Raw genomic sequence first — 11,729 nt, 5'->3', positions numbered from 1 at the left:
CGCGAAGCCCAAAGCGGCAGATGCCTCGCGCGCGGCTGACACGCGCACGGCAATGACGAAGCAACCCATGGGACGGCTCGACGAAATCGCCGCCGCGCTTGCCGAGGCGTCGCTCGACGGATGGCTGTTCTACGACTTCCGCCACAGCGACCCGCTCGCCTACCGCGTGCTCGGCCTGCCGAGCGGAGGGATAACGACTCGCCGATGGTTCTGCTACGTGCCCGCCACGGGCATGCCGCGCGCGTTGGTGTCGGCGGTCGAGGCCGAGCGGCTGGCCGCGCTGGGAGTGGAGACGACCATCTATCGTTCGGCCGACGAGATGGCCGCGGCGCTCGGCGCGATCCTCGCCGGGGCGCGGCGGGTCGCGATGGATTACTCCCCGCAATGCGCGATCCCCTACGTCGCACGTGTCGATGCCGGCACGGTCGAGCTCGTCAGCTCGCTGGGCGTCGAGGTCGTCTCCGCCGCCGATCTGATCCAGCGCTTCGAGGCGCGGCTGACCGCGGCGCAGCTTGCGAGCCATCGCCGCGCCGCCGCGGTCGTGCGCAGGGTGGTGGAGGAGACCTTCGCCGAAATCGCGCGCCGACTCCGCAGCGCCGAGCCGGTAAGCGAATACACCGCGCAGCAGTTCGTGCTCGCGCGCTTCGCCGCCCTCGGCGTGGTCGCCGATGACCCGCCGATCGTGGCGCTCAACGCCAACGCCGCGCTGCCGCATTTCGCGCCGTCGGCGGCGCGCGACACGCCGGTGCGCCACGGCGACCTCGTGCTGCTCGACCTGTGGGCGAAGGAGCCCGGCGAGGAGAGCATCTACGCCGACCTGACCTGGATGGCGTATGCGGGCGAGCGCGTGCCCGAGGAACAGGCGCGGGTCTTTGCGATCGTCGCCGAGGCGCGCGACGCCGCCGTCGATTTCATCTGCAAGCGCGTGCACACGGGCGCGCCGGTGCGCGGCGAGGAGGCCGACCGGGTCGCGCGCGGCGTGATCGAGCGCGCCGGCTTCGCCGCCCATTTTCTCCATCGCACGGGCCATTCGATCGGCCGCGAGGTCCACGGCGCCGGCGCCAATCTCGACTCCCTGGAAACCCGCGACCATCGCACGCTGATCGATCGCACCTGCTTCTCGGTCGAGCCGGGAATTTACCTCCCTGGCCGCTTCGGCGTGCGCAGCGAACTCAACATGACGATCGAGAACGGCCGCGCCGAGGTCAGCGCCGCGCCGGCGCAGCGTCAGATCGCCGCGCTGCTCGCCTGACGGGATTGATCGTTGCACACCCCTCCTGCATACGTTCACCGCGGGAACCGATCGTTGAAGGGGCGGAAAAAGCTCGCTGAAACTGCCGCCGCCGGCTTTGCTTATGTCATTGTTCCGCGCGTGTCCGGCGCGCGCGAGGAAACCCGCCCTTTTCCGCTGTGGGGCGAGCCTGTCTGCCAGCCGTCCGCTTGGGCGGCCAGGGACGCCCGCCCTACCCCGAAACGCTCGTCTCACTTCGAGACCCCCGCCTCGCTCCAGATACGAACCCGGCAGACTCTGGATACCGCACAACTTTGAACGTAATGATCCGCGCAGTCATCTTCGACCTCGACGGCACGCTCGCCAACACCGAGCCGCTCCACTACGAAGCCTTCGCGCGCATCCTGCGCGCCGAACGAATCGAACTCGACCGCGACGATTATTTCCACCGCCTGATCGGCTTCGACGACCACGACGTCTTCGCCGTCATGCTCAAAGACCACGGCCGGCGGGCGGACGAGGCCGCGATAGCCGATCTCGCCGCGCGCAAGGCGGCGCTTTACCAGGAGATGATCGCCGGGCGCGACGTGACCTTCCCCGGCGCGGTGGACTTCGTGCGCCGATGCGCCGAGCGCTTTCCGCTCGCCGTCGCCACTGGCACGCTGCGCGTCGAGGCCGAGACGATCCTTAGGTGCGCCGGCGTGCGCGAATTGTTCGCCGACATCGTCGCCGCCGAAGACGTCGAGCACGGCAAGCCGGCGCCGGAATGTTTTGAGAAAGCGCGCGGCCGGCTCGGCTTTCTGCTCCGCCTGCGCCCGCCACTGGAAGCCGCCGAATGCCTGGTGATCGAGGACACGCCGGCCGGCGTCGAGGCGGCCCATCGCGCGGGGATGCGAGTGCTGGCGGTATGCCACGACGCCAGCGCGGACGACCTCCGGGCAGCCGACGTTGTTTTTCCGTCGATCGCAGGAATCGAACTCGACGCGGTCCTGCGCCGCCTGGCGCGCTAGCGGCACGTCCACACGAGTTGGGCAACATTTTCCCCTCTTGGAGACTAATAAGCGGCCATAGCCCCTTGCATCGCACGGGCCGGTCGATAAACTGCCATTGCCGCCGCCGGTTTGGGCGCAGGTCCGCGGCGGCGAGCATCGAGACCCAGAGATGTAAGGATGCAGGTCAAATCGATTGAGGTTAAGCAGGCGGCCAAGGTGGCCGCGGTGATGTCGCTGATCGGCTTTCTGATCCTGACCTACCCGCTGGCCGCGGCGGCCTTCGTCTTCCACGTCAACATCCCACATCACGACTATGCGGTGCTGCTGTTCGTCCCCTTCTTCTACGCGCTGGCAACCTACTTCCTGATCGGCCTGGGATGCATGCTGTACAACTTCGCTGCGCGCCGGATCGGCGGCATCCGCGTCGAAATCAGCTAGCCTCCGCCCGCGCATGATTCGCGCGCGGCGCGGGTCGCGGGCAAATCAGAGTCCGCCCTTGGCGAGCGCGGCGAGCAGCCGCTGCTTCAGATTGTCGAACGGCCCGTTGGACATGATGAGCGCGACGTCGCCCGCGCGTGCATCGGCGGCCATCCGCTCCACGATCTCCTCGGTGGAGGCGCAGGCGAGAGCCGCGGGGCCGCGCGCGCCAATCGCCGCCGCCAGCGCATCCACCGAGAGGCGGCCGTCGGCCGGAATCGGGTCGTTCTCCTTGAAATAGACCGGCGCAAGGTAAACCCGTGCGGCGGCGTCGAAGGCGGCGGCGAAGTCGTGCTGGAAGACGTTGCGCCGCGCGGTGTTGGAGCGCGGCTCGAAGGCGGCCAGGATGCGCCGGCCGGCAAAGCGCTCGGCGACCGCCGCCAGCGTCGCGCGAATCGCGGTCGGATGGTGCGCGAAGTCGTCGATCACGGTAACGCCGCGCGCCTCGCCGACCACCTCCTGGCGGCGCATCACGCCGCGAAACGATCCTAGTCCGCGCGCGATTTCGTCCGTACCCACGCCGAAGTGGGCGAGCAGCGTGGCGACGCCGAGCGCGTTGGCAACGTTCATCCGGCCGCCGATCGGCAGTCGCAAATCGCGCGCCACCGCCCTGCCCTCGCGCACGATCGAGAACTGCGCACCGTCGGCGCCGGCACTGATGTCCGCGGCGCGGAACTCGCCGGCGCCGAGGCCGTAGGTGATCCTGCGGGCGCGGACGCCCGCGGTCACTTCGAGCGCGGCGGGCGAATCCGCGCATACGACGAGTGCGCCCTCGCCCTCCATCGAGTCCGCCAGCGCACGGAAGGCGGACTTGACGTGTGCGAGGTCGCGGTAGATGTCGGCGTGGTCGAATTCGACTGCGGTGATAATCGCGCCGCGCGGCCGGTAGTGGATAAACTTCGGCCGCTTGTCGAAGAACGCGGTGTCGTACTCGTCGCCCTCGATTACGAAGTCGCCGCCGGCGCCGAGGCGGTAGTTGGAGCCAAAGTCCTTGGCCACCCCGCCCACCAGCATCGAGGGGTCCCGCCCCGCCGCCTTCAGCACGTGCGCCATCATCGCGGTCGAGGTCGTCTTGCCGTGCGTCCCGGCCACCATTAGGACGCGCCGCTCACGCAGAAAGAAGTGCCACAGCGCCTCGGGCATCGAGAGGTACGCGACCGTGCTCTGGAGCAGCGCCTGCGCCTCGGGGTTGGCGCGCGTGACCACATTGCCGACCACGACGAGGTCGGGCGGCGGCACGAGATTGTGCGGGCCGAAGCTCGGGCGCACCTCCACGCGCAGGCGCTTGAGCAGCGAGGCGGTCGGCTCGTAGATTTGGCTGTCGGAGCCGCTAACGCGCAGGCCGCGCTCGGCCAGCATCCCGGCCAGCGCCGCCATCGCGGTCCCCGCCACGCCGATCAGATGGACGTGGCGGACGTTATCGGGCACGCGCGCAAGCCGCGCGGCCGACTCGGCGGCGACCGTCGCTGATGCACCGCGGCCCGCCGCCTGGGACATCGAAACGCCGCTGCTCACCTCGCCTCCGCTCCCCCGTCACGCTAGCAGTAAGCCCGCCACGGCCGAAGCCGCAACGGATGCGGGCCTAGTCGGCGTCGATCGCCTCCATGATGAGGTCGTGAATCTTCGGGCGGAAATCACGGATCGCCTGGTTGTCGCGCCGCGGATGGACCCGATTGGTGAGCAACGAGACCGCGATCTCGCGCGCGGGCTCGATCCAGAGCGAGGTGCCGGTGAAGCCCAGGTGGCCGACCGCGTTGGGCGAAAAATGGCGCCCCGAGCTGGAGAACTGCGGCGACGGCGTGTCCCATCCGAGGGCCCAGGTCGAGCCGCGGACAGTGGTGTCGCGGGTCCAGAACTCGCGGATGATTTTCTGCGGCACCAGTTCGGAGCGTCCGGCCCAGCAGGCGATGAGCTCCTGCGCGATACGATCGACCTCCTTGACCGGCGCGAACAGCCCCGCGTGCCCCGCCACGCCCCCCATCGCGTAGGCGTTCTCATCGTCCACCTCGCCCACCAGCATCCGCTTGCGGAAGGGGCAGAACGAGGTCGGCGCGAACATCTCCGGCACCGGCTCCAGCCGGCGCGAGCGCACCAGCGAGATGTCGATGAAATCGGTCGCGCGCAGGCCGAGCGGGCGGTAGATGCGCTCGCGGCAGAAGCGGTTGAGCGCGACGGTGGCGATGCGCTCGACGGTCTCGCCGAGCAGCATGAAGTTGAGGTCGGAGTAGAGCGCTTTGCTCGCCGGCGGCGCCTCGGGCTTCTCGCGATGGATCTCCTCGTACACCCACTCCTTGGCCCCGTGGCTGGCCATGAAGTTGACCTTGCCACTTTTCTCGATCTGCGCAACCTGCTGAAAGAACGGCCGCCACGGCGCGAGCCCCGAGCAATGCGCGAGCACCTGGCGGAAGGTGACGTGGCCCTTGTCGTGGACGCCGAAGTTGTGGAAGAAGCGCGTCACCCGGTCGCCCAGGCGCAGCTTGTTCTCGCACACCAGCAGCATCACCGCGATCGTCGTCGCCAGGGGCTTGGTCAGCGAAGAGAGGTCGAAGACCGTCTCCAGCCGCATCGGCGAGCGTTCGGGCACCAGCGCGCGATGGCCGAAGGCGCCCTCGAACACGACGTCGGCGCCGCGGCGCACGACCAGCGTCGCGCCGGGAATCACGCCGCGCTCGACCGCCTCGGCAAACGCCTGCTCGACCTCACGCCATCCCACGCCGGCCGCCCCTACCCGTTCACCGCGGGCTCGAGAAAACTCAACGTGCGCGCCCGCGCGTCCACGCGCGCCCGCACGCCGAAGGGAATCGTGAAATTGGCGCTGCCGTGCCCGGCCTCGATCCCGGCCAGCACCGGGCACTTGAGCCTCGCGGCCCGTTCGGCGACGCACTCCTCGATCATCCGATGCTCCGCCTCGCTGCCGGCGGGCGGACGCAGCGCGCCGAAGACCACCGCCGCCACCCGCTCGAATACGCCCGCCTGTTCCAGATGCACCAGCATGCGATCGATCCTATACGCCTTCTCTCCGGTATCTTCCAAAAACAGGACCGCACCGTCGAGCGGCGGCGCGTACGGCGTACCCATCGTCGCCGCGATCATCGACAGGCATCCACCGACTACTTCGCCCTCGGCACTGCCCGCGCGCAGCGCCGCGCGCGCCGCCAGCGTGAAGCCCGACACCTCGCCGGCGAGCAAGCGGCGCAGATGGCCAAGCGAGGCGCCGGTCAGCCCGCGCGCGAAATCCATCGCCACCATCGGGCCGTGAAAGGCGACCATCGAGGCGCGCGCAACCAGCGCGTTGAGAATGAAAGTCGCATCGGAGAAGCCCACGAACGCCTTGGGCGTGCGCGCGATCGCGTCGAAGTCAAGCAGCGGCAGCAGCCGGCCGCTTCCATAGCCGCCGCGCGCGGCGAAGATCGCATCGACCGCCGGATCGGCGAAGAAGGCGGCAAGCTCGCGCGCGCGCACCTCGTCGGCGCCGGCGAGGATGCCGGCGCGGTCGAGCGCGTGGCGCGAGACCTTGACCCGAAAGCCGAGACTTTCGAGCACCGCGACGCCGCGGTCGAGATGCTCGCGGTCGATCGCCGAGGCCGGCGAGACCACGCCGATCGTGTCGCCCGGCTTAAGCGCGCGCGGCCTTGTGCGCTGCCGCTTCATCCGCCCCTTACCCTCAACCTCATCCCCACCTCCACGCGCGGCCCCCTCACAGCATACGCCCGACCGCCTCGGCCACCGGCGCCAGCGCCGCCATCAACTCGGCGAAGCGGTCGGGCCGAAGCTGCTGCGGGCCGTCGCTGAGCGCGTGCTCGGGTTGCGGATGGACCTCGATCATCAGGCCGTCGGCGCCTGCCGCAATCGCCGCCAGCGCCATCGGCTTGACCAGCGACCAGATGCCGGTGCCGTGGCTGGGATCAACGATCACCGGCAGATGCGTCCACTGCTTGAGCAGCGGCACCGCGTTCAGGTCGAGCGTATTGCGCGTCGCAGTCTCGAAGGTGCGGATGCCGCGCTCGCACAGCACGACGTTGGGATTGCCCTCGGACAGGATGTATTCGGCCGCCATCAGGAACTCTTCAAGGCGGGTGGACATCCCGCGCTTGAGCAGCACGGGCTTCTTGATCCGCCCCAGGCGGCGGAGCAGCGAGAAGTTCTGCGCGTTGCGCGCGCCGACCTGGAGCATGTCGGCGTGCCGGGCGACGAGGTCGATGTCGTGCGGGTCCATGATCTCGGTCACCACTGGCAGTCCCTGCGTGCGCCCGGCGTCTTCGAGCAGCCGCAGCCCGGCGTCTTCCATCCCCTGGAAGGCGTAGGGCGAGGTGCGCGGCTTGTAGGCGCCGCCGCGCAGCATATTGGCGCCCGCGCGCTTGACCGCGGCGGCCGCCGCCTCGACCTGCTGGCGGCTCTCGACCGCGCACGGCCCCGCCATCACGGCCAGTCGCCGCCCGCCGATCTCGAGAGCGCCGACCTTGATTCGCGAGCCCTCGGGACGGACCTCGCGCGCGGCGAGCTTGAAGCTGCGCAGCACCGGCATCACCCGATCGACGCCGCCGACCGCTTCGAGATGAGTGAGCTGATGCTGTTCGCCGCGCTCTTCGCCCACGCAGGCGACCACCGTGCGCTCGACGCCGCGGATCACGTGCGCGCGGTAGTCGAGCTCTTCGACCATCCGGACGACATTTTCGATCTCGGCCTCGGTGGCACCCGCCTTCATTACGACGATCACGCTGCAAGCCCCTGCAAAGACTGGCGAATCCGCGCGCCGCCGGATGAGGCGGCGGCAAAGTTGAAAAAGTCGCCTCTGCGAGTCTAGTATTGCGAAGATAGACCCATCAAGCAGGGTCCTGGCGCCGGGGCGACGCCGCAGGCGCGCCTACCGGCTCGGAGAGCAGGGCTTGAGCCCCAGACCGCGGCGACCGGTTAATATCGTTCATACTTCGGACGTCCATCTCGACACCGACAGCTTCGGCAGCGGTCCGAGCGGCGAGATGTTGCGTGAGCGCGTGCGCCGCTCGTTCAGCCGGGTCATCGATATCGCCAACGCGCAGCGCGCCGACCTGCTGCTGATCGTCGGCGACCTGTTCGACTCGGCGCGGGTCAGCGACGCGGCGCTCGACTTCGCGCTGGGCGAGATCAGACGCGCCCTGATGCCGGTCGTGATGATCCCGGGCAATCACGACGCGCACGACGAGGCGTCGATCTATGCGAGCCTCGCGCCCCACCTGCTGCCCCGCAATCTCCACCTGATTCTCGAGCCCGACGGGCGCGTGCTCGACTTCCCCGACCTGGAAACCCGCGTCTGGGGCCGCGCGCTGGTCGAGCATTCGCCCGACTACAGGCCGCTTAGCGGAATGCCGGCGCCGGCTGCGGGACGCTGGAATATCGCGCTGGCGCATGGCTTCTTCACCGAGGAGGCCGACGGGATGCGCTCCTCGCCGATCACGCCCGCCGAGATCGAGGCCAGCGCCTACGACTACATCGCGCTCGGCCACATCCACGTCTTCGGCGACGTCTCGCAAGGGCCGACGCGCGCGGCCTACTGCGGCACGCCGGCGCCGCTGTACGCCAGCGACAACGCCGGATGGGTCGCCTGGATAAGCTGCGTCCCGGGCGAGCCGGTGCGTCTCGAACGCCTGCCGGTCAAGTTCTAATTCCCCCGACCGGCCGATAAACAGGCGGTGCAAGGGAGCCGCCGTGCCCAGCGATCGCGCGCGGGTGCGTTCGTCTTGCGCGCGCTGTTCATAAATGCGCCCTGAGCCGCCGTCCGCTGCCGACGCGCGGCGAGTTATCGGAGTATATTTTTTTGTGGCGCTCCGATGGACGGCGTACTCGCGCTTTATCCCACCGCGAGAAAGGTCGAGGACTGGCTGAGGCGGCAGAGTCTGAGCCGGCGATGCCTGCTCGGCCACTCGGTGATGACCTTTCCGCAACTGATCGACCGGCTGTGGCGCGAGTTCGGGCCGCGCGGCGCGCTACTCGACGATCTCGGCGAACGGATCGCGGTGTGCGAAGCGATCGCAGCGGCGGGCGGCGCGATGCGCTCCAGCCGCGCGGGCGCCGAACATGTGCTCGGACTGATTCGCCAGTTCAAGAGCGCGGCGCTTGCGCCCGCCGACCTTCGCCGCGCCGCCTCGGCGCTCGGCGATGTCGCGGGCGCCGCGCGGCTCGACGAGCTCGCCGCGCTCTTCGAGCGCTACGAAGAGGTGCTCGCGCGCCACGCAATGTGCGATCGGCACGACCGCGAGCGCGCCGTGCTCGAAGGGCTGCACGCGCTTGAGCGTCGCGGCGAGCGCCCGGCTCTGCTCGACGGCATCCGCCAGCTCCAGATCGCCGAGATCTATGACTTCAGCCTGCTCCAGTTCATGATCGCGACCGCGCTGATCCGGACGACCGGCGACGCGCGGCTGACCATCCAGGCCGCCGAACATCCGACCGACGCGACTCGCTTTGCCAATCTCACCTGGAACCGCTTCGTCGCCGAGGAATCGATCGCCGACAAGGTGCTGCCCGACTTCGTCCGCCGCGATGGCCGCCCAGGCCGCCTCGGCTACCTCCTCGAACATCTGTTCACGCAAACCGCGGCCGCGCCGCCGCCGGCGGACGCCACGCTTGAGATCGTCGAGGCGCCGACGCCGCTGGCCGAGATCGAGGAGGTCGGTCGCGCGATCCGCCGCGCGCTGGAGGCGGCGGAGCCGCTTGCACCGGCGCGAGTTGCGGTCGTCGCACGCGACCTTGCTCCGTACGCGGACGACCTGCGGGCGGTTTTCCGCCGCTACCGCATCCCGCTCGATCTCTCCGAGACACCCGGCGTGCGCGCGACCGCGCCCGCCCGGCTGGTCGAGACCATCCTGCGCGCCGCGCGCGAGAATTTCGAGCGCGAGACGCTCGCCGCGTTGCTCCGCTCGCCCCATCTGCGGGCCGCCGCGCCCGAGCTTGCGCCGATGCTCAACGAGGTCGGCTATATCGACCGCGGTGCGAAGCGGCTCGCGGAGTGCGTCAAAAGCCATCTGGATGACCTGCGCGGTGCGCTGGCCGGCGCGGCGGACGAGAGCGAGCGGACAAAGCTCCGGACGCGCGTCAGACGCGTTGAAGATGCGCTCGCCCATTTCGAGCGGGTTCTCGGAGCACTGGAGCCGCTGGGCGCGCCGGGCCGGCTTACCGAGCATCTCGACCGCCTGAGGCGCGCGCTTGACGCGCTCGGCTTCGATCCCGCCGGCGACGGCGAGCGCGCCGACGACGCCGTCCGCGCTTGCGGGCCGGTGCAGGGGGCGCTCGCGGGTCTGGCGCGTTACGCGGCGCTGGCCGACAGCGGGCGCGCACTCGATGCGGCCGAGTTTGCCGCGATGGTCGAGGCGGCGTTTGACGGCGCCGCCGCATCGGAGGCGGGCGCGGGCGCGCCGGATGCGGTGCGCGCGCTGCCGGTGCTCGAAGCGCGCGGTCTCGATTTCGACCTGGTCTTCGTCGTTGGTCTCAATGACGGCCTCTTCCCGATCTACCGTCCCGACGACCCGCTGCTTCCCGACGATTTGAAGCTCGCGCTCAATCGCCCGCTCGGCGATGCGCTGCGCCGCCGTTTCGGCGCCGACGCGCCGAGCCATGCCGGCCGCATTTTGCGCACGCGCTACGACCGCAACGGCGAGGACTTCCTGCTCTTCCATCTGGCGCTCTCGATGCCGTCGCGGCGCGTGGTGCTGAGCTACGCGGCGGCCGACGCCGGCGGGAACCCGCTGGTCCGCTCGCCGTTTATCGACGAGGTCCTGCGCCTGCTCGGCGATCCGTCGGGCTCGTCGATCGCAAGACGCATCCCGGCGGCCAGTATTCCTCCGGCGGCGGAGGATTGTTTCTCGGCAGAGGAGTTCCTTGCGCGCGCGGCCGCCGACCACACGCTGGACGCGGCGGCGGCCGAGGTCATTGCGCCGCGTGTCGAACTCGACTCGATCGCCCAGCGCGCCGCAATCGAGCGCGCCCGCGAAAAATATCTTGCGCTGCCTACGCGCGAGGAAAACCCCGAGCCCGACGAAGCCGGGATGCGCTATGCGGCGGATAAGGACAAGTCAGACGCCGCCGGGCCGTTCGACGGACGCGTCGCACCGCATGCGCGGCTTGCGCAGATGCTGGTTGGAACCGCCGATGCGCCGCGGGCGTGGAGCGCGAGCAGGCTCGATGAACTGGCGGCGTGCGGCTTCAAATTTTTTGCCGGCCGCATCCTCATCCTGCGCGAGGAGGACGAACCGGACTACGAGCTCAGCGCGATGGAAACTGGCGACCTGATCCACGACGTGCTGCGCCGGCTGGTCGAGGCTAAGGTCGATTTCGCCGACGCCGCGCGCGCGCGCACTCAGGCCGCGCGCGTGCTCGACGCGGTGCGCGCCGAACGCCGGCCGCTCGCCCGCGATCCGGGGTTCTTCGACCTGCGATGGGAGTCGGTCGAACGCACGGTCGAGGAGTTCATCGCGTTCCAGGCCAGGTACAGCGCGGCGCATCCCGACTTCGGGGTCGAAACCGAATATGAGATCAGCTTCGCGCTCGCCGATTCGCGCGACGGCGCGCGCGCGCCGCTCCAGTTGGAGGGTCGCATCGATCGCCTCGAGCTCCATCCGGCGCGCGGTCGGCTAAGCGGACTGTGCGTGCTCGACTATAAAAATGCCCGCCGCGCCGACACTTATCGCAAGATGGCGGACCCCGAAGGGGCGGAATTTGGCTGGACCGCGTTCCAGTTGCCGCTCTACCTCATGGGTGCGCGGAAGGCGTTTAACGAACGGCTCGCGTCGGAAACGACGCTCACCGCAGGATACGTCGTCCTGCGCGCCGACAAAAAGCTTCAGGCGCGTCAGGTCGAGCGCGATCTCGTCGAGCTTGATCCGTTTCGGCGCGCGCAGGCGCTCGCCGCGGGCACCGTTCCGGTCGCCGAGCGCATTTGGAGGCTGATCGACGACGCCCTCGGCGGGCGCTTCGACGTCGATCCGCGCCGATGCGACGACTGGTGTCGCTACCGCTCGGTCTGCCGCTACCACAAGGGGACCGAGCAGGGAGGCTAG

Annotated in this window: 9 protein-coding genes; 5 read left to right on the top strand and 4 right to left on the bottom strand. The window is 69.4% G+C overall.

The features are described from left to right. Nucleotides 1-52 precede the first annotated feature (52 nt). The 3 genes from VFB33_09575 (at nucleotide 53) to VFB33_09565 (ending at nucleotide 2,661) form a co-directional block, all read left to right on the top strand. Nucleotides 53-1,252 carry a M24 family metallopeptidase gene (locus VFB33_09575; protein ID HZO81933.1) on the top strand — a complete coding sequence of 400 codons (1,200 nt, stop codon included), beginning with the start codon at nucleotides 53-55 and terminating at the stop codon, nucleotides 1,250-1,252. A 302-nt stretch (nucleotides 1,253-1,554) separates the two neighbouring features. Then, nucleotides 1,555-2,241 carry an HAD family phosphatase gene (locus tag VFB33_09570; protein ID HZO81932.1) on the top strand — a complete coding sequence of 229 codons (687 nt, stop codon included), beginning with the start codon at nucleotides 1,555-1,557 and terminating at the stop codon, nucleotides 2,239-2,241. A 159-nt stretch (nucleotides 2,242-2,400) separates the two neighbouring features. After that, nucleotides 2,401-2,661, top strand: a complete 261-nt coding sequence (locus tag VFB33_09565; GenBank protein HZO81931.1) for a hypothetical protein — start codon at nucleotides 2,401-2,403, stop codon at nucleotides 2,659-2,661. A gap of 45 nt (nucleotides 2,662-2,706) precedes the next feature. On the opposite strand, the gene VFB33_09560 is transcribed toward VFB33_09565, so the two are convergent. The 4 genes from VFB33_09560 to aroF all read right to left on the bottom strand — a co-directional run bounded on the left by VFB33_09560 (nucleotide 2,707) and on the right by aroF (nucleotide 7,417). After that, nucleotides 2,707-4,215 carry a Mur ligase family protein gene (locus tag VFB33_09560; protein HZO81930.1) on the bottom strand — a complete coding sequence of 503 codons (1,509 nt, stop codon included), beginning with the start codon at nucleotides 4,213-4,215 and terminating at the stop codon, nucleotides 2,707-2,709. 67 nt (nucleotides 4,216-4,282) lie between these two features. Next, nucleotides 4,283-5,413, bottom strand: coding sequence for a serine hydrolase (locus VFB33_09555; GenBank protein ID HZO81929.1), 1,131 nt, complete (start codon nucleotides 5,411-5,413; stop codon nucleotides 4,283-4,285). An 11-nt stretch (nucleotides 5,414-5,424) separates the two neighbouring features. Continuing rightward, a complete protein-coding gene (locus tag VFB33_09550; protein ID HZO81928.1) occupies nucleotides 5,425-6,351 on the bottom strand; it encodes an LD-carboxypeptidase in 927 nt (308 codons plus the stop codon). A 46-nt stretch (nucleotides 6,352-6,397) separates the two neighbouring features. Next, nucleotides 6,398-7,417, bottom strand: a complete 1,020-nt coding sequence (gene aroF, locus VFB33_09545) for a 3-deoxy-7-phosphoheptulonate synthase (GenBank protein HZO81927.1) — start codon at nucleotides 7,415-7,417, stop codon at nucleotides 6,398-6,400. 169 nt (nucleotides 7,418-7,586) lie between these two features. On the opposite strand from aroF, the gene VFB33_09540 reads away from it, so the two are divergent. Continuing rightward, nucleotides 7,587-8,342, top strand: coding sequence for a DNA repair exonuclease (locus VFB33_09540; GenBank protein HZO81926.1), 756 nt, complete (start codon nucleotides 7,587-7,589; stop codon nucleotides 8,340-8,342). A 165-nt stretch (nucleotides 8,343-8,507) separates the two neighbouring features. Then, nucleotides 8,508-11,729, top strand: coding sequence for a PD-(D/E)XK nuclease family protein (locus VFB33_09535; protein ID HZO81925.1), 3,222 nt, complete (start codon nucleotides 8,508-8,510; stop codon nucleotides 11,727-11,729).

The sequence above is a fragment of the Candidatus Binataceae bacterium genome, from assembly GCA_035650475.1.
Taxonomy (GTDB): domain Bacteria; phylum Desulfobacterota; class Binatia; order Binatales; family Binataceae; genus JAKAVN01.
The sequence above is the reverse complement of the archived record's forward strand: the minus strand, read 5'-3'. Positions and strand labels throughout refer to the sequence as shown.

What these genes read in the sequence shown, in the direction of transcription:
- VFB33_09575 (HZO81933.1), top strand. Translation starts at nt 53, where the DNA reads ATGACGAAGCAACCCATGGGACGGCTCGACGAAATCGCCGCCGCGCTT.
- VFB33_09570 (HZO81932.1), top strand. Translation starts at nt 1,555, where the DNA reads ATGATCCGCGCAGTCATCTTCGACCTCGACGGCACGCTCGCCAACACC.
- VFB33_09565 (HZO81931.1), top strand. Translation starts at nt 2,401, where the DNA reads ATGCAGGTCAAATCGATTGAGGTTAAGCAGGCGGCCAAGGTGGCCGCG.
- VFB33_09550 (HZO81928.1), bottom strand. Translation starts at nt 6,351, where the DNA reads ATGAAGCGGCAGCGCACAAGGCCGCGCGCGCTTAAGCCGGGCGACACG.
- VFB33_09535 (HZO81925.1), top strand. Translation starts at nt 8,508, where the DNA reads ATGGACGGCGTACTCGCGCTTTATCCCACCGCGAGAAAGGTCGAGGAC.